Genomic DNA, 21,649 nt, shown 5'->3' on the forward strand with positions numbered 1-21,649 from the left:
CTTAAATTATTTTAGGCAAAATTTGGAGGGAGTGACGTTAATCCGCAACCGTCCTAATTGCGCCTTAGCAAGTAACCTTAAAATTATGATCATTAAGTTGCTGAAGTGTCTTTTCCTGATGTTATTCCTATTTCCGTTTTTCAAAAGCGGATTTTCACAGGATCGCGATCTGAACTTTTTAAACATTAGCAGCAAAGAGGGCCTCTCTTCTAATGTCGTCAATGCAATCCTAAAAGATCACATGGGCTATATGTGGTTCGGTACAGACGACGGCTTAAATAAATTTGATGGTCAGCATTTTACCATTTATCGGCATAAAGCAGGGGACCAAACAAGCATTGCATCCAATGATATACTAGACTTACACGAGGATCGGGAAGGTAATTTATGGATTGGTACGCGCTCCGGCTTGGTAAGGTACGATCGTGAAAAAGATGCTTTCCAGAATTTTAAAGAAACAGAGGATATGTCGGTGACCTCGGTTTCCAGCGATACAAATAAACGCATCTGGATTGCTAACTATGAAGGTCTTGCTCTTTTGGATTCGGAAACTGGAAAGCTCTCCGCTTTAACATTGAAAAGAAAACAAGACCAGCAGGTCGTTGAGCAGGCCGTTTTACAGCTTTATCGAGATAAAAAGAGAAGGATGTGGCTAGGTACCCGTACAGGGCTGTATCAATATCACCCAAAAGATCAGGTATTGGAGCGATTTGCACATTCGGCAGAAAATCCATCCAGCCTTGCCGGAAACTATATCAGTGCGATTACCGAAGATCTGCAGGGAAATATGTGGATCGGTACAAGTGATGGGTTGAGTATGTTGATGCCTAATGGTAAGGGCTTTATTAACTACCGTCATGATGATGCTGACAAATCTACCTTACGCAGTAATATCATTTATTCAATAGCCGTTGATCCGGAAGGCAAACTCTGGATAGGCACCGAGGAAGGCCTCCATATCATGGAACCGGTAAAAGGAAAGATTTCGCGCGTAGAACGCAATATCCGTAATCAATATAGCTTGGTCGGGAAATCGGTAAAGTGCATTCTGGTGGATAATCAGGGTGTTTTTTGGGTGGCGACCTTTAGAGGAGGAGTGAGTAAATTCGATAAAAACCTAGCATTCTTTAGTTTGAGCCAAAGCAATCCCTTTGATCCTTATGGCTTAAGTGCGCCGGTAGTCACCTCTTTTGTTGAAGGCGATAAGGGAAGTATATATGTCGGTACGGATGGTGGAGGCCTCCACCTTTTTGATCCAATTACAGGCGTTTTTCGCCACGTAGCCGTAGGACAGGCGTCCAAAGGCGAACGCTTGTCTATCCTTGCTATGGAAAGAAAAGCGTCGGAAATATGGATAGGAACGTATTTAAACGGTCTGTTTATTTTAGATACCAAAACGGGACGGTGTAAACAGCTAAAAGCCGGGGACAGTCCGAGATCTATTAACGGCAACGATGTTTTTTGTTTAAAGGCAGACAGTCGAGGAAATGTTTGGATTGGAACAAACGGCCAAGGCGTAGCATGTTATGATGGCCGAAAAGATATTTTTATTCACTTTGATAAAAATGACGCAGACATCCAGCTAAATGGCTATATAAGGGCGATAGAAGAAGATAGGCAGGGCAATATATGGATCGGTTCCACGGGCGCTGGAATAGCTGTTTACAACCCGCTTACTGGATCGTCAAAAATTTTAAATAGGGTTAACAGTGGTTTGCCAAGCGACAATATCACCGCTCTCTATAGGGGGCGCGAAGGGACCGTTTGGATCGGTACGGCCGGAGGTGGTTTAACCTGTTATAAGGAGAACGGCTTAATGGTTTCCCTTTCGGAGGAAAACGGACTCGCCAACGGCGTTGTTTACAAGATACTGGAAGACGACAATGGAAAACTTTGGTTGAGCACCAACAAAGGGATTAGCAGCTTTGATCCAGCCACCCAGAAATTTAAAAATTATTCCTACTACAACGGTCTCCAGCGGAGCCCTTTTATATTGGGGGCTGGACTTAAGCTAAGCGATGGTCGTCTTTTCTTTGGAGGAACAGATGGGTTCAATTATTTCGATCCCCAAACTTTGCATTCTAATAACAGCGTTCCGAAGGTGGTCTTGACCGATTTAAAGATTTCAAATCAAAGTGTTCAACCTTCCAAAGACTCGCCCATTCAACAACATATTTCCGTGGCAGACGAAATTCAATTGGACTATAAACAGAACTTCTCGTTAAGTTTTGTGGCACTCAATTTCACTTCCCCACAGGAAAATCGGTATTTCTATAAATTGGAAAACTTCGATAAGGATTGGAATGACGTCGGACAGACGTCCACGGCTGTTTATACCAACCTCGACCCAGGAGAATACGTATTCAAAGTAAAGGCTGCAAGCGATGCGGGAGAATGGACAACGCCGATCACTTCTATCAAGATTGCCGTTCGTCCACCTTTTTGGTTAACCATTTACGCGTATATTTTTTATTTGATAGCGATTGTTTCTATCCTACTGTTTGTACGCCATCGGGGCATCCGAAAGTTAAAAGCGCGCTTCGCCATTGAACAGGAAAGACTTCGGGTACAGCAGCTGATTGAACAGGAGCGGCGTGAATCCGAACGGCTGCATGAATTTGATCAGATGAAAATTAAATTTCTGACCAATCTGAGTCATGAGTTCCGTACACCGATATCGCTTATTATGGGACCCGTGCAGCAATTAATCCAGCAGGAGACCAGCTACGGAAGGAACCAGCAGCTACAAATGATTAAGCGAAATGCAAGGAGGTTGCTGAACCTTGTTAATCAGTTGTTGGACTTTAGAAACATCAAAGAAAAAGAGGAGAAATTGCAGGCTACCGAAGGCGACTTTATAGCATTTGCAAAAGAAGTAGCAGACTCTTTCAAAGATCTGGCCGATCGCAGGGGAATAAGCTTCGAATTCAGAAGCTACGTTAGATCTTATTTTACCTTTTTCGACCATAACAAAATTGAGCGAATTTTATTCAATCTACTTTCCAATGCGTTTAAGTTTACACTCGAAGGAGGTGAGGTTTCACTCAAGATTGCGGCTTACAACGATAAAGAAGGTCTGGAAATCAAACTGGCGGATTCGGGTATTGGAATGGAAGATGAGGTAAAAGAAAAGATATTTGAACGATTTTTCCAGAGCGAAACGCAGCAAGCTGTATTGAATCAGGGCAGTGGCATTGGTTTGTCTATAGCGAAAGAGTTTGTAAAGATGCACGGTGGGACCATTGAGGTAGAAAGTATAGCGGGAGAAGGATCGACCTTTACCATTTATTTTCCGTTTACGAAAATTGAGGATACCGGCTTCGCCGACGAGGACACAATAGAAGAATTATCCGTGGAAGAAGCACAGCCGGAGCCCTCAACCGACACCGCTCTTCCGGTAGTCCTGCTGGTGGAGGATAATAGCGACTTCCGTTTCTATTTAAAAGACAACCTAAAGACCTTTTATCAAGTAGTGGAAGCTTGTAACGGAAAAGAAGGCTGGCAAAAGGTATTGTCTGCACATCCGCAGCTGGTTGTATCGGATATCAGTATGCCGCACGTAAGTGGTATCGAACTGTGTCGAAAAATTAAGGCCGATAAACGCACCAGCCATATTCCGGTTATTTTGCTTACGGCACTTACGGGCGAGGAAAATCAGCTTATCGGACTGGAAACCGGAGCCAGCGATTACATAACCAAACCCTTCAATTTCGAGATTCTACATGCTAAAGCCCGCAATTTGCTTGCGCTGAATCAGCAACTTAAGCGTACCTATAGCAAACAACTTAAAGTAGCGGCACCTAAAGTAAAAATAGTATCTGAGAATGAAAAGCTCTTGGCTAAAGCCCTCAAATATATAGAAGCGAATCTTACCAATGATAAACTGTCAGTTGAAGATCTGAGCCGGCATATGGGCATGAGCCGGGGATCCTTATATTCAAAAATACTTGAATTGACCGGTGAGACGCCCGTAGAGTTTATTCGCTCGGTAAAATTGGATAAGGCTGCCGTACTTTTAGAGAAGAGTGACTTAAACGTGGCTCAGATATGTTATTCGGTTGGGTTCGGCACACCGAATTACTTTGCCAGGGCCTTTAAGGCTAAATTCAGTATGCTGCCCTCCGAATACATCCATCTAAAAAGGAATGCAGGATTACGGGCAGTCTGATAAATGATTCCCTTATAGTGACGATATGAGCTTAATCAAATCATTTTTAGCGTTTGTTGCGCTGTGTTTCTTGGCCGGACAAAGTAATTTCGCCCAGATCCGCCTTCCGGCACTTATTGGCGACAGCATGGTCTTGCAAAGAGATGTTCCTTTGAACTTGTGGGGTTGGGCTTCGCCCGGCGAAAAAGTGAAGGTTGTTTTTCGGGGGAAAAGCGCTTCTGCGACCGCCGACGGGCAAGGGAAGTGGAAACTAACCCTCCCGGCTATGAAAGCGGGCGGACCAGATAATTTGCACTTGGAAGGAAAGAATAAGTTGACCTTGAAGGGAGTACTCGTTGGAGATGTATGGTTATGCGCTGGCCAGTCTAACATGGTTCATCAAATGCGTCTCCATAATATCACCTATGCGGATGATATTGCACAGGCTGATTTTTCGGAAATCCGCCAGTTTTGGGTTCCAACGGCCACCAGTCTCGATGGGCCTCGGGAAACGCTCAAGCCCAGTACATGGAAATGGGCAAATGCCGAAAACGTAAAGGATTTTTCTGCGGTCGCGTATTTCTTTGCCAAGGCGATTTATCAGCGACACCACATACCCATTGGCATTATAAACTCCAGCGTAGGTGGTACGCCTATTGAAGCGTGGACCAGCGAAGAGGGGCTTAAGGAGTTTCCTTCTGTCTTATCGGTAATAGGCCGCAACAAAAATACAGACTACATCAAAAGCATAAAAAAAGGCTCGTTAGAAAATAAAAATTTGCCCTTGCAACCCGATAAAGGCTTGCTTACTGAACAGAAATGGTTCAATCCGGATTATAAACCCAAAGGCTGGAGGACTATCAATGTCCCCGGGTATTGGGAAGACCAGGGAATTCGCGATTTAAACGGGGTGGTATGGTACAGAAGGGAAGTAGTTGTCCCTGAATCCTTGGCCGGAAAAGGAGGGATGTTATTTCTGGGCAGAATCGTAGATGCAGATCAGGTTTATATCAACGGTGTGGAAGTCGGACAAACATCGTATCAATATCCACAGCGACGGTATCAGGTGCCCAGCGGTTTGTTGAAAGCAGGAACAAATTTGATCGTAGTACGTGTAGAAAATGTAGCTGGAAAGGGAGGCTTCGTTCCCGATAAGCCCTATAGTTTGCTCATTGACAATCAATCTATCGACTTGAAGGGATATTGGCAATATAAAGTCGGTCAGGTACACCGGCCGATTGAGCAGTCGATAGAACAGGGAAATTTCAATGAACAGCATCAACCGACGGCATTGTATAATGCGATGATCGCTCCATTTACGCATTATAATTTAAGAGGAATCCTATGGTATCAGGGAGAAAGCAATGTAGACCATGCGGAAGATTATGAAAAGCTATTACCGGCACTTATTCACGACTGGCGTAGTCAATTTTCAAATCCAAATCTTCCATTTTATTATGTGCAATTGCCTAATTACGGCGATGCGAATTATTTACCTTTACAAAGTGCTTGGGCGGTTGTTAGAGAAGCTGCATTTAAAACACTGAACTTGCCCCATACCGGAATGGCTGTTACAATCGATTTGGGCGAGTGGAATGATATCCATCCGGATAATAAAAAAGGGGTGGGAGACCGGCTTTCGCTAATTGCCCGGCGGCTGAGCTATGGTGAACAAGACTTGGTCTACAGCGGCCCACTGTATCAATCTGCCGAAGTCAAAGGAAATAAGATTATTATAAACTTCTCCCATACAGGCAGCGGGTTGATCGCAATAGATGGTGAAGAGTTGTCGGAATTTGCAATAGCTGGCGCCGATAAAAAATTTGTATGGGCGAAAGCGAAAGTTTCTGGAAACAGTGTCGAAATCTGGTCAGACGAAGTGGACCAACCAAAGTATGTACGTTATGCTTGGGCGGATAATCCGGTAAACCCAAACCTCTATAATGTGGAAGGATTGCCTGCGTCGCCATTTAGGACGGACGGTCAAACTGACGATTTGCAATAGTGTTTATTTTTAATAAAAGGAGACTATCGCCGCTTACCGAACTCAGAAAGAAGGAGCCGTTGCCCGTTAATTAAAGCTTGATCGGCATCTAAGCTTTTCGTAATATCAATACCGAGGACTTCACAGGCTAAGGTATACAAAGCAGTATGCATAGACCCTCCCAATAGATAAACTGATGAGGGGGGTGTGATATCCGTCAACTCTGTTCCGATTAATAATCCACTCAGGTAAAAGAAATTCTGTTGTTTCGATATATGTTTAAGCAACTCGTTTGTCCGCACCATAAAGCTGTTGTGCAGTAAACCGGCTGTCCGACTCGCTTTTACGGCTTGAATAAAACTTTCGCGATTTAGAGGATCGCCCAAGTCTCCGCCCGCTTCGATAGAGGATGCTAATATACTTTTTGTGCTAAGCAGATCAAAAAATTCGCCGGTCATGAATGTTTTAAAGCGGATAACCCGGCCGTTTTTTATGAAAATATGTTTGGGATGTGTTCCCGGTAGAATAAGCAATTGTTCGCGTTCATCGCCTGCCAGAAGTGGAGCGCAGCCCACTATTTTTGTTTCTTCACCGCGCATCACATCGTTTTCGGTTCTCGCTCCCGAAACAATAAGGAAGGAAGTTGCGTTTTTTCCGCTTGTTAAACTCTCAAATTTCAAATCGGAGCCATCAATCGCAAAGGGCAAAATCTTATAAGGCAGTTCCATAAGCCCGATGGTAGAAGAGGCCATTCCCGAGAGGACGACGGGTATGCCTTGGAGTGACATAGAAAGCTGTCGGCTCATGATTTTTAGTTGATCTTCTATTATGGAGGTATAAAATTGCGCGCGATCCGCTGGATTTTCCGCCAGTTGCCAACGGTTAAATGTTTCCAACATACCTAGATCGTTTTTTATTTCTGAAATCGTCTTTAGGTTTTTGACCTGGATCAGGCGTAGCCTAAAAGAGCTTGTTCCCCAGTCGCAACTTAAAAAGTAATCCATCTATTTAATTGTTTAAAGGTTCCAGATCATGACGCGATGTTATACGTTCCACATTCCCCACTAAAAAGAGATAAGAACAGGCTCCTAACAATCCCAATGCGGCTATAAAAATCAGCGCAGGTGTAAAGCTGCCACCGCTTGCCAAAAAGCCGATGGCGATTGGGACGATGATGCCGGACGACTGCCCAATGAAATTAAACACGCCTCCCGTAATGTCAATGAGATGTTTCGGCGCCAACGTGGAAACAAATATCCATGTAATCGATGCAAAACCAACGCCAAAGAAAGACAAAGACATAAAGAAAATCACCCATACAGGCGCTTCCACGTAGTTAGCTCCTACGATGAATACAGAAATTAACAGGCCGATTATAATGGGGCGCTTGCGCGCCTTTGCCGCTGAAACCCCTTTTTTAATGAGATAGTCGGAGAGAAAGCCTGAAGAAAGCACCCCTAAAAATGCGGCGAGATAGGGTATGGACGCCCAATATCCCGATTCGATAAAGTCCAGGCCCCGGTAATCGACTAGATACTTAGGAAACCAAGTAAGAAAAAACCAAAGCGTCGCATTAACAGCAAACTGGCCAATGTAAATGCCCCATAACTTTCTATATGACAGTACTTCTTTAAGGTCGGTCCAATCAAATTTTTTTTTCGGATGTGCAGGTTTTTCCGCTGTGCGATTCAGTAAACCGCCACCGTGTTCGATGTGCAGAAGTTCCGCTTTATTTGCTTTCGGATGTTTTAGCGGATCACGGTAAAAAAAATACCATATAAATCCCCAAAAAACACCGATGAGCCCGGTTACAACGAATAATCCTTTCCATCCGACATGCGATTGGATCTTTGAAAGTATCGGCATTAGAAAAGCAAGTCCCAAAAACTGTCCGGAAGTATAAACAGCAATTGCCGAGGCGCGCTCGCTGTCGGGAAACCAGGCGCTCACGACGCGGTTGTTAATAGGAAAAGCAGGTGCTTCAAAAGCGCCTGTCGCCATGCGCAATCCGAAAAAACTAGCAAAGCCTTTTGCAAAACCCTGCATGATGGTAGCGAAAGACCAAGCGATTAAACTTGCCGCATACAAGACCCGTGGACTGAAACGCTTCACCAAAATGCCGCCGGGAACCTGGAACAGTAGATAGGTCCAGCTGAAAGCTGAAAAGATAAGGCCAAGTTCTACCGGTGAAAAGTTGAGTTCGCTGCCAATGTCAGAGGCTGCAACCGCCAGGTTGCTGCGATCCATGTAATTTACGACGACATTCACAAACAGGAGAAAGAGCATCCGATATCGGATTTTTGTCGGCTTCATAATAGCTTTGCTGGTGTTCATCTCTTCTGTCACCATTCCGCTATACTTCCATCGGTGTGCCGCCAAAGCGGATTTCTCCAGTTATGGCCAATTGCGGCCATCTTTCTAACCTGGTCTTCATTAATGTCTATACCTAATCCGGGTTTGTCCGGAATGTTTACATAGCCTTCGTTGTATTCGAATACGGTTTTATCTACTAAGTAATCTAGCAGATCGCTTCCTTCATTATAATGTATACCAAGACTTTGCTCTTGTATGAAGGCGTTGTGGCAAGTTGCATCCACTTGCAAACAGGCGGCGAGCGCTATCGGGCCAAGCGGGCAATGGGGCGCTGCAGCAACATCGAAGGCTTCGGCCATGGAAATGATTTTTTTACATTCAGTAATGCCCCCAGCGTGTGAAACGTCGGGCTGAATGATGTCTGCATAACCCTCTTTCAACAGGCTTTTAAACTGCCATTTAGAAAACATCCGCTCGCCTGTAGCTATGGGGATAGCAACGTGATTGGCAATTTCTCTTAAGTCCTCATTGTTCTCGGGAAGTACCGGTTCTTCAATGAACATCGGTTTATACTGCTCCAGCTCTTTAGCCAGTATTTTTGCCATTGGTTTATGTACGCGGCCGTGAAAGTCTACGCCGATTCCAAGTGCCGGTCCCACGGCTTCCCTCACAGCGGCCATTCGTGCAACCGCTTCATCGATCTTATCGTAGCTGTCAATATACTGTAATTCTTCCGTGGCATTCATTTTAACCGCCAGAAAGCCTTGTTCAGCCATCTTTTTTGCCGCCGCGCCTACTTCAGCGGGGCGGTCACCGCCAATCCACGAATATACCTTCATTTTGTCTCGGGCTTTTCCTCCCAATAACTGATGTATAGGCGCTTGGTAGAATTTGCCTTTTATATCCCACAGTGCTTGGTCGATTCCTGCAATTGCGCTCATCAAAATAGGGCCACCACGATAAAAACCAGCGCGGTATAGCACATTCCAATGGTCTTCTATATGCATGGGGTCTTTGCCTACAAGGTACCCCATCAATTCGTCGACGGCAGCTTTTACGGTAGCAGCTCTTCCTTCAACAACGGGTTCTCCCCATCCCGCAATTCCTTCGTCCGTTTCGATTTTTAAAAACAACCATCGTGGCGGAACCTGAAATAGTTCGTAACTTTTAATCTTCATGTGGGTATATTCTTTATGGGTTAATTGCCGCTACAAATTTGCGGGCTTTATCGGTTAACTGTTGTAGGTATTCTGCGGTGATTTTCTGTTTGCTGTTTACCAGCGCGCTGCCCACACCAAATCCGGCTGCACCAGCTTTATTAAAGTCGCCAATATTCTCCAAGGTAATGCCACCGGTTGGTAACAAAGGAATTTGCGGTAAAGGTCCTGCAATATCTTTTATATAGGACGGAGATGTAGCCGGGAAAACTTTTATGATATCAGCGCCGAATTTGTAGGCCCTATAGATTTCTGTGGCGGTATAGGCGCCGGGTATGCTCACCATACCAAGGCTCTTTGTCATGGTAATCACTTCTTCATCCACTATGGGCGAAAGGATAAATTTTGCACCGGCTTTCTGGGCATTTCTTACCCCATCACCATCAAGTACAGTTCCTGCACCGATGACCATTTTGTCGCCTAGTTCGTTGCTTATCCGTTCGATAGCAGCAAGCGGTTCGGTTGAATTCATGGTGATTTCCAATAGCTGAATTCCTCCTTCATATAATGCTTGCGCTATATGGACAACATCGAGCGGATCTGCACCTCTGATAATGGCTACTATTTTGCTTTCCGCTATTTGCGATCGTACAGACATAGAATGGACGTTTAGATAATAATTCGCTTAAATTTATAAGTAGTTATCGTAGCACGGTATGTGGCATCATTGACACATTCCGTTTGTTTATTAAGCACAAATTACGAATAAAACGTATAAGTGGCAAGGGCTGTATATGAAATGCTTAAGAAAGAACTTGAGTAGGCAAAAAGGAAGGAAGAGAAGGCGGCAAAAGAAGAGGCTGTGTCCTGTGTTTATCGAAGACGAACACAGGACACAGCCTTATACAAAGTTGTTGTTTGAAGAGATTATTTTTTTACAGCCTTTAGATCGAACCCTATTTCAACATCTTTACTGATTGCCCAATTTTCAGGACTTCCCTCAGTTTTATAATTGATGCCCCAAGCGCTTCTGTCGATGGTAAACTTGGCTTTTCCGGTCACTTCATTTTCTGCAACAGATAGCTGTGCCGGGAACGTAATGTTTAATGTACTATCTTTTAGCGTTAAATTACCACTTAGCAGGTTAGTAGCTCCAGGAAGTAAGCTTTTGTGTTGGGTGCTGTCGTAAGGGGCAACAGAAGTAATGACAAATTTAGCAGTAGGGTGCTTTTCTACATCAAAAAAGTCAGCGCTTTTAAGATGGCCTTCTAAATCCGTGTGTTTTTTGCCGTCTTCGGTAACCGATGTAGGGTCAACTTGAAGTCCGGAAAGGCTTAACTCAAGATCTCCGGCAGTTACTGCGCCATTGTCAACAGATAAGGAACCTCCGGTAACTTTAATGTTTCCGAAACGCGGTGCTAATCCTCCCTTGTGGGTAGCTTGCCAAGTAACTTGCGTGGCGGTCGTGTCGATCTCATAAGAGGCACCATTAGACGCCGCTGCTTCTTTCTTTTCTTCTGTTTTCGCCTGATCGCTCGTTGAGCCACCACATGCTGCCAAAAGGAGCACTAAGGCAAATGCTGGAATAATTGTCTTCATACGCTATTTTTATTTTTAATCTTTCCAAAAGTAGTAGATTTGATTTACAAATGGAAAAGGTTTTTAAAAATATATGTTTAAACATTTATTAGCAGTTGGATCTAAGAGAGAACGGCCGATTATTTTGATACCTAATGGCGAATAAAATGCGGTAAATGAAGGCGTTAAACAATTATTTAAATAGGGAGATGACAAAAGATAGCGCGAGTTTTGTTTCTTTCGCTATTTCATCGTAAGAAAAGCCGTCCTTTTTCATTCCTTTTGCAATAGCAATGAGTTCGTTTATGCCGGGTTTTTTTATGCGTATTTCATTATTATTGCTCTTTAAGGATACTGCTGCTGAATTCATAGCAAAACTGTTTATGTGTGACGGGATAAAGGTAGAAACTCTAATAATAAGAATTTGTTAAATGATGTTATTTTGTATAATCTTGACAATCTAATGGGAAAATCGTTTCTGATTCTCTGTTTCGGTTTGTTTATTGGATCATTTTTAACTGTATTGACAAAAAAGCTAACTATTTCTGCGGCTGTCACCGCTTTTTTTATAGGCTTTTTGGTTTTTTTTTCGGCAGGAGTGAAAGAATTGTCGATGTTATGTCTTTTTTTTGTGCTCAGTGTCTTGGCGACTTCACATAAAAAGGAATATAAAGCGCAGCTGCAAGAATTAGCGGAACATCAGGAAACCCGAACGATTGGGCAGGTGTTCGCAAATGGCGGTGTCGCCGGCTTACTGAGCCTGCCCAGTTTGATAGACGTAGACCATGTATATTTATATAAGGTGATGATGGTCGCCAGCTTAGCCTCCGCTCTGGGAGACACCTTATCTTCTGAATTGGGTACAGTTTACGGAACTCGTTTTTATAATATATTGACGTTTAAAAAAGATGTCCGCGGAATGGACGGCGTCGTGAGTATAGAGGGTACCTTAATAGGCGCACTGGGCGCTGGTTTAATGGCCTTTGTTTACGCGGGAATTAGTAAAGAAGCTGTGTTTATAGCTATAGCAGGTGTTTCTGGCAATATTTTCGATTCTATTTTAGGCGCAGGTTTAGAGCGAAGGCGGTATTTACGAAACAACAGCGTGAATTTTCTCAATACCCTTTTTGCGTCGCTTGTTGCTCTCATTTTTTTGTTAGCTTTGGATTAATTGCCGATATAAATAAAATTCAATAGTTTTATCCTTGCAAAAAACATCAACTATGTCATACAACTCAAGTTTTTTAGGATTAATTTCCGGATTAGCGTTTGCTGTGGTTTCCTGCAGCTCCTCTGCAACCAAGAATGGCGAGCCCGCAGATGCCGACACTACCCGCCTACCTGCTGTGGAAACAGAGGCACCAAATAGCGGCTATAAGCCTGCCTTTGAAGGTCAAACCCGGGCAGCAGGTGTTAAAACAACCACTCCTTATGAGGTTACCGTGCTTAACAAGGAATTAAAAAATCCCTGGGGTATTGTCAGTTTACCGGACGGTCGATTGCTAATTACCGAAAAAGGCGGCACTATGCGAATCGTGGCGAAAGACGGCAAAATAAGCGAAGCCATCACAGGCCTACCGAAGGTCGATGCAAGAGGGCAGGGTGGTTTGCTTGGATTGACCATTGATCCTGACTTCTTAAGCAACCGCATTGTTTATTGGGTTTTTTCCGAACCGAAAGGAGGAGGAAATCTGACGGCAGTTGGAAAAGGTCGATTAGCCGACGACGAAAAAACGATCGAACAGGCGCAGGTGATTTACGAAGCAACACCGGCTCATGATGGAACTTTACACTATGGGGGTCGTATTTTATTTGATAAGACCGGTAATTTGATTGTGAGTACCGGAGAACGTTCAGATTTAGAAACCAGACCGCAAGCGCAAGATTTGAAATCGGCACTCGGAAAAATTGTGCGCATCACGAAAGAGGGTAAGCCTGCACCGGGAAATCCTTTTGAGAATAATAGCGAAGCGCGCCCCGAGATCTATTCCTATGGACACAGAAACGTGCAAGGTCTGGCATTTCATCCAAGCACAGGCGATCTTTGGGAATCGGAGTTCGGTCCGCGAGGCGGCGATGAAATTAATCGTATTGTTCCCGGTAAAAACTATGGGTGGCCGATTATTACTTATGGTATTGAATACAGTGGAAAAAAGGTTGGCGACAGCCTTCAGCAAAAAGACGGATTAGAACAGCCTGTGTATTATTACGATCCGGTAATTTCGCCAAGTGGCATCACCTTTTATAGCAGTGACGTTATTCCGGAATGGAAGGATAATTTATTCGTTACTGCATTAAGCGGTGTGCATATAGCACGACTGGTTATCGAGGACAATAAGGTGGTAGGCGAGGAAAGATTGCTGACCGATCAGGCGCAGCGTTTCCGCGCAATCACGGAAGGTTCCGATGGGGCGTTATACGCCGTTACCGATTCGGGATGGCTATTCAAAGTGGCTAAAAAGGCCAGCGAATAAGTAGTAAATAGAAAAATAAAAGGTTCCGCCTTCTTTTTGTAAGCGGAACCTTTTTTTATATCCTTACCTTTTATTCGCGCAAATACGCTAAGGTCTTAGATACCATATTAGATGGAATCAGTCTGTAGCGAATCTTTCGTAGTTAATTCGTCAATCGGCTGATCATTACGCATGTTATTGTCGTTCGTGGTTGGTGATTCAACCGTATCTTGATAAGAGTTGTCCGTTTCATTTTGCCCGTCCGATTGTCCACAGCTGCTGAAGGACAGAGTGGCTGCAACAAGCAATATACCAGATAGCGTTTTTACCATTTTCATAATAAATATAATTTGTTTCTTTACTTAACAGCGATAAAGACCTAATTGTTTAGGTGTTTAATCTATCCGTGTCTTAGTAAAGGCCTATCAGAGTTCTTCTTCTCTTTCGAGCATAAGAATCGCAGCCTGAGGAACAATAAAATATTTTTCCCCTTGATATAATACCTCGGTAGATCCATTGACCAAAAAGATCGCCAAGTCGCCCTCCTTTGCCTGTAAAGGGATGTACTTTACTTTCTCTTCTTGTGGTTTCCAAGCGTCATCTTCTTCCGCAGGCACGGGAATGGCATAACCTGGTCCGGTTTTTATAACATAGCCCTGCTGCACTCTTTCTTTCTCCTGAACACCTGGAGGAAGATAAAGTCCGCTTTCCGTTCGTTCGTTAAGTTTGGCGGGCTTCACCAATACGCGATCCCCAACAACAATTAGCTTTCTCAATTTATTGTCTTCTGTTAAATGGATGGTCATCATGCATTCAATCCTTTTTCAGTTCTTAGCAAAAGCTGTGCAGCACCCATAAAAAATGCCATAATGACACATTAACCGGCGTGCAAATCTACAGGCAGAGTCTGCTTGTGGTTCCTGTGCCGCGAGAAAATCGTTTTGGTTGCGAACGGTTAAGAGAAATGACAAATGCGATGCAACTATTTCACTGTTATTACGTCTTTTATATAAGCAGCGTCATTAGCACTTGATTACTTTATTACCAAGGGCTTGGCATCGCTAGGACAATTTCACATAGGCTTAACCGAAGAAATAGGACTGTTCACCGAGAAATTCCTTCCATTGACGGAAAAGTTAGCCTCTTTATCTAAAATATAGACTTATTTTTACATGAACGACAACATTACAACCTAATAGATAAGACATGGATGCCGAGTATACATTAAAAGCGAAGCAGATGAATCAACATACACTAGATGTAAAAGCTATTCAGGAAGCTAATCGTTCCATTTACCAGGCATTCGAAACCCTGGATTTCAACGCTGCGGGAGAATATCTTACGGAAGATTGTGACTATATAACTGCTAAAGGAATGCGTCTTAAAGGCCGCGCAGCTTATATAAGAGCACATAAAGAGTTGATGAATAATGCTGTATTCAAAGGAGCCAAGGTGGAAGGTGATATTACCGATATCCGTTTCCTAAATGAAAAAACTGTTGTCGTAATCGCAAGAGAATCGATTAACTTTCGTTGGCGGAAGAAAATAACACCCCATTTGGTGTCTATTAATACTTCTGTTTGGGTTAAGGAGCTTACCGGTAAGTGGAAGATGACCGCCTTTCACAACTGCCGTATTCAAAAAAAAGGCTGGCTCGCCAAATGGCTGATGAGAGATCGGTGATTGTGTTTCATATTTAGGCAAAGCTGTCTGGTATAAGCGAGAAGACATTAACAGCATGATTGGGTGCCCGCTGGCCGCGTAAAAGGAACAGACAGCAGACACCCAATCTTTTACCCCCCTACGGGAGGCAAGCTTTTGGATTTTTACTTATCACTCATACTAAACGAAGGTGGTATGGCATCTGCTCCCGAGGCCCAGGCTTTGTTGGGGTGCTTTCCCATTACCAATTCCAGTTTACCGCCCTTCATCAAATCTTCATGACTGAACCAGGATTTATTCCACGATACACCATTGAGCTTGGCTGATTGGATGTATTTGTTTTCCGGTGCATAATTTTCACATACAACGCTAAAGCGCTTACCATTTCCAAGGTTCAAGGTCGCGCTTTCAAAAGTCGGACTTCCGATTACATACATCGGCAAACCGGGCGTAATGGGGTAAAAACCTAGTTGAGAGAAGACTACGAAAGAAGTAAGCCCTCCGCCATCTTCGTCACCCGGTATTCCCATCGGGTCATTACGGAACCATTGTCGAAGTAGCGTGCGTATACGCTTTTGCGAACGCCATGGCTCTCCGGCGTAATTGTATAAATACGGAATGTGCATAGCCGGTTCATTCCCCATAGAAAACTGACCGACGTTTCCGCTATGATCAGCATAGATGTGGTAGAAATCGGGCTTTCCTTTACCCAATGGCGTGCTGTACATATCTTCCAACGCGGCGACAAAAGCTTGTTTTCCACCGATTAAGTGCATAAGGTCTTCGATGTTATGGGGTACATCGAAACGATAAACATAGCCTGTGTTTTCATCGTAAGCATCCCGCCCGCCAATCCCCGGAGGAAAGCGATAATCTAAATCGGGCATGAAGACGCCAAAGGTGTCTTTGGGATGGAAAAATTTCGTTACAGGGTTAAACACTTTGCGATAGTTTAAGCTTCTTTCCGAAAAATGCTTGGCTTCGTCTTCTTTTCCGAGTGCTTTGGCAATCTTCGACAAGCACCATTCATCATATACAGTACCCAGCGTTACTGCGATGGGCTGTCGACGTTCCCAGCTGTGTACTTCCGGAACAGTTTCTTTTTCTCCCGGTGCCAGAGAAGGAAAATATCCATGATCTTTATAAAATTGATCCAATACGCCAGCAGGCTTAGCCGACCACGGAGCCAAGGTTTTTTCGGTGATGGCCGCTTTGGCCACTTGATAGGCTTCCGCTAAGTCAAAATTTCGCAATCCCTTGCTATAAGCGTCTGCTACCATTGCGACGGCATGGTTCGAATTCATTCGCCGACTATCGCCCGTAACTTCCGGAAAGTTAGGCATCCACGCGCGAGGCATCTGTTGGGTCATGACAATATATGAATTGATCATATTCGCCTCCGTTTCCGGCTCAATCAATACACGCAATGGATGCGTTGCCCGGTAGGTATCCCAAATCCAGTCGTCCGTATAAAAAGGCCTGCCTTTGTCGCTATGGACCTTCCCGTCATAGGCGCTAAAATACTGGCCATCTTCCGAAAGGCAGATCATCCTTTCGTAAGTCCGGTATAAAGAAGTATAGAATACCGTTTTCGCATCTTCGTCAACACCAGTAACTTCTATCTTTCCTAATGTTTTATTCCAGATATCACGTCCTTGCTCAGCTAGCGTAGCCACGTCGAAGTCTTTGATTTCTCTACGGAGATTTTTTTTAGCTTGTTCTATACTGATAAAAGACACACCGTAACGCACATTGAGTTTCGCTGTTCCGTTTGGATAGTGCAGGATGAAATAGGCGTTTTCACCTTTTGTTGTTTTGTCGTTTACCCCAAGCTGATTTCCTTGTTGTGTTCCTATAGCAACAGGTTTGATATCTGTTTCCAAGTAGATATATACCTTTGTACGTTTGTCCAGATTTTGATATCCGCTGATGTTTTTCCCGTCATGCGATAATTCGCCGTTTCGCGTATTGAATACTAAATAACTCGCTTTTTCAGGTTGCTGGAAATTCAATGCGTATATACCCGATTGATGCGAGGGCGCGTATTGTACTTGGATGTCCTGTTCATCGAGATCGACGCTATAGTAGAACGGTTTAATCACTTCATTGTCATAGCTTAAAGGTAGAATGTGCCGAATGTCTTTTATCTCGCCCTGAAACGGACTAAGATTAAAGGCCGAACTTCCGCGGTGACTCGAAACAATGAGCGGTAAGCCGTTGAGTACGTTTCCGGTGAGGTTTTCCCGTTCTGGATAGACGCGCAATAGGCTATTGGGCAAATGGATCGTCGGATAGGTAGGCACTAACAGATGGCTGATGTTTCCTATGTAAGGATTGACATAGTCGACCGGATTCTTGGGCGTCTGCGCAAAAAGGGTCGTTGCAACCATTATAGATAACAAAATAGATAAAATACTCGGTCGTTTCATGGTATTATAAAAGTATTGGCGTTTAAATAATGCTTATTCCCGCCGGTAAATATAAGCTTAGTATTTTTTATTTCAACTACTAATATGTTTTAGCAATTAATTCGTTCAAACAGTAATCGTTTTTAGCCGTTATATCCAGATAAAGTGAAAAGCTATGGAAAAACCGCTAAACATTCCGCCCTCTGCCTTTGATGATTATCAGGACATGGCTGAGCCACTGAAAGTCCCGGCAAACTTCGATGTAAAGTCGTCTATTGTCGACCAAGTCATATTCGCATTAGGCTATGTGATGGAAGGAACAGTAGAAGATATTGCCGGAAAACTGATAACATTAAATCCCTCCATATCGCTGGAGGAAGCCAAGAAATACAGTAAAGAGGTTTTAGAAAAGCTTCACGAGCTGGCAAAGGTAAATGCGATGCATGTGAATGGACAGTTAAAATATCATCTACACAAAGAAGTTGTACCGCACAAAGGACAAATAGATCCCGATAAACTGGAATCGATTGATTGATGGGCTTGTGGAATGAACCATCAGGGAAGCCGCATTCCGCAGGGCTTCCCTGATGGTTTTTTTATTTCTTTGATTTGAGCATTTCCTTGCTGAAGGAGTAGGGAGCATCGTCCGCTGCGATTCCTCTTTCTTTGTTGGGTTGTGCGTCTAAGTGATAAACAATCTTCGCGCCGGCTTGTAAATCCGGATGTAGGAAATAATTCTTATTGTAAGATTGCCCGTTCAATTCGATGCGGTTGATGTAGCGGCGATTTTTATTGTTATCAGGCGCTTCGATCAGCACTTCTTTTCCGTTTTCTAAATGAAGTTTGACCGAGTTAAATAAGGGTGACCCGATAACATATTGATCTGTTCCGGGACATACCGGATAAAAACCGAGGGCAGAGAAGACATACCAGGCCGAGGTCTGACCATTATCTTCATCGCCGCAATAGCCATCGGGCCCTGCGGCATACAGCTTGTCCATCACTTCCCGTGCCCAGTATTGGGCTTTCCACGGCTCACCGGCATAGTTATATAAATAGACCATATGTTGAATCGGTTGATTGCCGTGGGCATACTGCCCCATATTCATTACTTGCATTTCACGCATTTCATGGATCATGGATCGGCTTTTCATGCCTTTGGCACCGGGAATGATGAAAACGGAGTCGAGCATGTTTATAAAAGCCGGCTTGCCGCCCATTAGGTCAATCAATCCCTGCGGGTCGTGAAAAACCGACCAACTGTAGTGCCAACTGTTGCCTTCGGTGAAATCACGGCTCCAATCGGTGCCCTCAAATTTCGCAGGGAAACTGCCATCGGCTTTTCGACCTCGCATCAATTTATAATGAGCATCGAAGACATTTTTATAATTCATGGCCCTTTTTGCGTAAATGCCTATCTCTTTTTCGGGTTTATTTAACTTTTTTCCCAATGTATAAATTGCCCAATCATCATAAGCATATTCCAACGTCCGTGCAACATTTTGAGTAATATTAACATCATTCGGAATATAACCATATTGATTATATTCTTGATAACCTTTACGTCCGGATGCGGAAACTGTAGGGTGTACGTTGTTGGCTCCATGTTTTAATGCCTCCCATAAGGTTTCTATATCATAACCCTTTAAGCCTTTAATATAGGCGTCCGCCACCACCGAAGCGGAGTTGTTGCCCACCATAATGTCTCGATGCCCTGGGCTGGCCCATTCAGGTAAGAAGCCGCTTTCCTTGTATGCATTAACCAATCCTTCCTGCATTTTTGTATTCATGGATGGATACAAAAGGTTTAGGAAAGGAAATAAAGAGCGGAAGGTGTCCCAAAAGCCGGTGTCTGTAAACATATAGCCTGGCAACACCTCACCATTATAGGGACTATAATGGATGGCTTTTCCCTGAGCATCTATCTCATAAAAGCTTCTCGGGAAAAGAACGGATCGATAAAGGCAAGAATAAAAGGTGCGGAGGTTGTCTATATCCTGATCAGCAACTTCAATTTTTCCTAGCGTGTCATTCCATGTGCGCTTTCCGTCAGATACAAGTTGATCGAAGTCGCTATTGCCCAGTTCTTTCAGGTTAATGGCTGCTTGTTCAAAGCTGATGAAAGAAGAAGCTACGCGGGCATGTACGTGTTCTCCTTTTGCGGTTGAAAATCCAATAATAGCCCCGCTATGGTCGTCCTCTATTTCTAAACGCTTTTCTGGAGTTGCTTTTTGCCGATGGTTGCTTGGTAACTGAAATCCTTATCAAACACGATTACGAAATAATTTTTAAAGTTCGCTGGAACGCCGCCGCTGTTTTTGGTGGTGTAACCAATTATCTTACGCTCTTCCGGTATTATTTTTACATAAGAACCTTTGTCAAAAGCATCGATGGTTACATAAGAATGTTCAGTTTCGGGAAAGGTGAACCTGAACATGGCGGCCCTTTCCGTAGGCGTAATTTCCGTGACCACATCATGATCGGCCAAATATACTTTATAATAATAAGGCGCGGCTATCTCTGCTTTGTGGGAGAACCAGCTGGCACGTTGTTCCTCGTCAAATATCGGTTTACCCGTCATTGGCATGATCGAGAATTGTCCATAGTCGTTCATCCACGGACTGGGCTGGTGCGTTTGTTTAAAACCCCTGATTTTGTCGGCCGTGTAAGTATAAACCCATCCATCACCCATTTTTCCGGTTTGTGGTACCCAAAAATTCATACCCCACGGCATGGCAATTGCCGGATAGGTATTACCTGTAGAAAGTTCAAACTTGGATTGTGTGCCCATCAATGGGTTCACATAAGACACCGGGTCGAATTTCTCTTGTCCCACTGCAAGTGTACCCGCAAAGAGTTGCATTGTCAGAATAAGGGTCGTTTTAAGACGTATTTTCAGTTTCATTGTAGCTTATTTGGTATCTGATATAGAGATTAACAAGGAGTAGGGTTAAGGCATTTCAAGACTTACCATAACCGGAAAATGATCGGAAGGTACGCGGGCACGGTGGTCTTGTAAGCGTACTTCTTTAGGGAAATTGCCTGACTGATAAGCTTCCTCTGGATGCTGTAAAGGAGAACGATAGCTGTCTGTTAAAATGCCATATTTCAGCACCCTAAAATCTGCCGTTAAAAAAATATGATCGATACGGCTGTCCGTTTTACTGTTCGGATTAAAATTATTAAAAGTACCATTCGTGGCGTACTTAAAAGGAGCAGCCTCAAAAGCGTCCTGTAAAATGCTTGATTCTTGTAGGACTTGATAACTGTCGCTATGCTGATCGACGTTAAAATCTCCCGTGAGAATGGCGGTGTGATTTCCCGCTAATTCTTTAACCTTACTTAAAATAAGTTTAGCGCTTTCTTTTCTGGCAGTCGTACCGACGTGATCGAAGTGCACATTAAAAAAATAGAGTGTCTTTCCGTTTTCTTTTAATTGTAATTTAGCCCAGCTGCAAATTCGTGGTAAAACGGCATCCCATCCTTTGTTAGGTTGATCGGTTTGCGTAGACAGCCAAAAATCACCATGATCTAATAAATTGAACTTTTCTTTATCGTAAAATATTGCGGAGTATTCGCCTGCCTGCTTTCCGTCGTCACGTCCAATTCCGGTGTAGGCATAGTTTGGTAAGCTTTTCTTTAGGTCTTCTAACTGGTGATGCAATCCTTCCTGCGTACCGAAAACGTCGAATCCATGAAAGCGAATCATGTCACTGATGATAGGGTACCGCTGTTGCCATCCATCACCACGTGCCGCATCTTCTTTGTTGTTATCATTGCGTATGTTATAACTCGCAACTTGTATGCGTTGTGCAAATAAACTGGTTGAAACAAAGCAGAGGCTGATAAACAGCAATTGACACCTTTTCTTGAGTAAATACATCATATATTTTTGTTTTTTGTAGCTAAATTGATTTAGCGTAAACGCCAAACTATTGCTCTTTTAT

The 21,649-nt window shown here is 43.7% G+C and carries 16 protein-coding genes and 1 pseudogene; 6 read left to right on the forward strand and 11 right to left on the reverse strand.

The genetic code is table 11. The annotated features are described in order from the left end of the window. Positions 1 to 85: 85 nt before the first annotated feature. Both EPX21_RS08245 and EPX21_RS08250 read left to right on the forward strand, forming a co-directional pair. Positions 86 to 4,168 (forward strand): hybrid sensor histidine kinase/response regulator transcription factor, encoded by a 4,083-nt coding sequence (locus tag EPX21_RS08245; RefSeq protein ID WP_134089191.1) that lies wholly within the window; start codon positions 86 to 88, stop codon positions 4,166 to 4,168. A 25-nt stretch (positions 4,169 to 4,193) separates the two neighbouring features. After that, positions 4,194 to 6,152, forward strand: coding sequence for a sialate O-acetylesterase (locus EPX21_RS08250; protein ID WP_134089192.1), 1,959 nt, complete (start codon positions 4,194 to 4,196; stop codon positions 6,150 to 6,152). A 23-nt stretch (positions 6,153 to 6,175) separates the two neighbouring features. Here the strand turns inward: EPX21_RS08250 and EPX21_RS08255 are convergent, their stop codons facing one another. The 6 genes from EPX21_RS08255 to EPX21_RS22645 all read right to left on the reverse strand — a co-directional run bounded on the left by EPX21_RS08255 (position 6,176) and on the right by EPX21_RS22645 (position 11,549). Further along, positions 6,176 to 7,135: a 2-dehydro-3-deoxygalactonokinase gene (locus EPX21_RS08255; protein WP_134089193.1), complete on the reverse strand. Its 960-nt coding sequence runs from the start codon at positions 7,133 to 7,135 to the stop codon at positions 6,176 to 6,178. Between the two features lie 4 nt (positions 7,136 to 7,139). After that, positions 7,140 to 8,480, reverse strand: a complete 1,341-nt coding sequence (locus EPX21_RS08260) for an MFS transporter (RefSeq protein ID WP_240768598.1) — start codon at positions 8,478 to 8,480, stop codon at positions 7,140 to 7,142. Next, positions 8,474 to 9,622 carry a galactonate dehydratase gene (gene dgoD / locus EPX21_RS08265; protein WP_134089194.1) on the reverse strand — a complete coding sequence of 383 codons (1,149 nt, stop codon included), beginning with the start codon at positions 9,620 to 9,622 and terminating at the stop codon, positions 8,474 to 8,476. The genes EPX21_RS08260 and dgoD overlap by 7 nt, the downstream gene beginning before the upstream one ends. Positions 9,623 to 9,635: 13 nt before the next feature. Beyond that, on the reverse strand, positions 9,636 to 10,259 hold the full coding sequence (locus EPX21_RS08270; RefSeq protein ID WP_134089195.1) for a bifunctional 4-hydroxy-2-oxoglutarate aldolase/2-dehydro-3-deoxy-phosphogluconate aldolase: 624 nt from the start codon (positions 10,257 to 10,259) through the stop codon (positions 9,636 to 9,638). Positions 10,260 to 10,528: 269 nt separating this feature from the next. Then, on the reverse strand, positions 10,529 to 11,200 hold the full coding sequence (locus EPX21_RS08275) for a YceI family protein (RefSeq protein ID WP_134089196.1): 672 nt from the start codon (positions 11,198 to 11,200) through the stop codon (positions 10,529 to 10,531). 172 nt (positions 11,201 to 11,372) lie between these two features. Beyond that, positions 11,373 to 11,549 carry a hypothetical protein gene (locus EPX21_RS22645; RefSeq protein ID WP_166670711.1) on the reverse strand — a complete coding sequence of 59 codons (177 nt, stop codon included), beginning with the start codon at positions 11,547 to 11,549 and terminating at the stop codon, positions 11,373 to 11,375. 93 nt (positions 11,550 to 11,642) lie between these two features. Between EPX21_RS22645 and EPX21_RS08280 the strand changes: the two genes are divergently transcribed. Together EPX21_RS08280 and EPX21_RS08285 are read left to right on the forward strand one after the other, a co-directional pair. Beyond that, a complete protein-coding gene (locus EPX21_RS08280) occupies positions 11,643 to 12,350 on the forward strand; it encodes a DUF92 domain-containing protein (RefSeq protein ID WP_240768600.1) in 708 nt (235 codons plus the stop codon). A 52-nt stretch (positions 12,351 to 12,402) separates the two neighbouring features. After that, on the forward strand, positions 12,403 to 13,653 hold the full coding sequence (locus EPX21_RS08285; protein WP_134089198.1) for a PQQ-dependent sugar dehydrogenase: 1,251 nt from the start codon (positions 12,403 to 12,405) through the stop codon (positions 13,651 to 13,653). A gap of 107 nt (positions 13,654 to 13,760) precedes the next feature. Here EPX21_RS08285 and EPX21_RS08290 read toward each other — a convergent pair whose 3' ends face one another. Next, positions 13,761 to 13,970, reverse strand: coding sequence for a hypothetical protein (locus EPX21_RS08290; protein ID WP_134089199.1), 210 nt, complete (start codon positions 13,968 to 13,970; stop codon positions 13,761 to 13,763). A gap of 87 nt (positions 13,971 to 14,057) precedes the next feature. Next, complete coding sequence (locus tag EPX21_RS08295) at positions 14,058 to 14,441, reverse strand: co-chaperone GroES family protein (RefSeq protein WP_206106031.1); 384 nt, start codon at positions 14,439 to 14,441, stop codon at positions 14,058 to 14,060. A 430-nt stretch (positions 14,442 to 14,871) separates the two neighbouring features. Here EPX21_RS08295 and EPX21_RS08300 point away from each other — a divergent pair, with 430 nt between their 5' ends. Beyond that, a complete protein-coding gene (locus EPX21_RS08300; protein ID WP_166670712.1) occupies positions 14,872 to 15,315 on the forward strand; it encodes an SgcJ/EcaC family oxidoreductase in 444 nt (147 codons plus the stop codon). A gap of 143 nt (positions 15,316 to 15,458) precedes the next feature. Here EPX21_RS08300 and EPX21_RS08305 read toward each other — a convergent pair whose 3' ends face one another. Next, complete coding sequence (locus tag EPX21_RS08305) at positions 15,459 to 17,723, reverse strand: GH92 family glycosyl hydrolase (protein WP_134089201.1); 2,265 nt, start codon at positions 17,721 to 17,723, stop codon at positions 15,459 to 15,461. A gap of 154 nt (positions 17,724 to 17,877) precedes the next feature. Between EPX21_RS08305 and EPX21_RS08310 the strand changes: the two genes are divergently transcribed. Then, a complete protein-coding gene (locus EPX21_RS08310; RefSeq protein ID WP_134089202.1) occupies positions 17,878 to 18,237 on the forward strand; it encodes a hypothetical protein in 360 nt (119 codons plus the stop codon). A gap of 61 nt (positions 18,238 to 18,298) precedes the next feature. Here the strand turns inward: EPX21_RS08310 and EPX21_RS08315 are convergent. Both EPX21_RS08315 and EPX21_RS08320 read right to left on the reverse strand, forming a co-directional pair. Further along, positions 18,299 to 20,607, reverse strand: a pseudogene (locus EPX21_RS08315) (GH92 family glycosyl hydrolase). Positions 20,608 to 20,652: 45 nt separating this feature from the next. Next, complete coding sequence (locus EPX21_RS08320) at positions 20,653 to 21,588, reverse strand: endonuclease/exonuclease/phosphatase family protein (RefSeq protein ID WP_370450945.1); 936 nt, start codon at positions 21,586 to 21,588, stop codon at positions 20,653 to 20,655. Positions 21,589 to 21,649 lie beyond the last annotated feature (61 nt).

The sequence above is a fragment of the Olivibacter sp. XZL3 genome (assembly GCF_004368405.1).
Classification (GTDB): domain Bacteria; phylum Bacteroidota; class Bacteroidia; order Sphingobacteriales; family Sphingobacteriaceae; genus Olivibacter.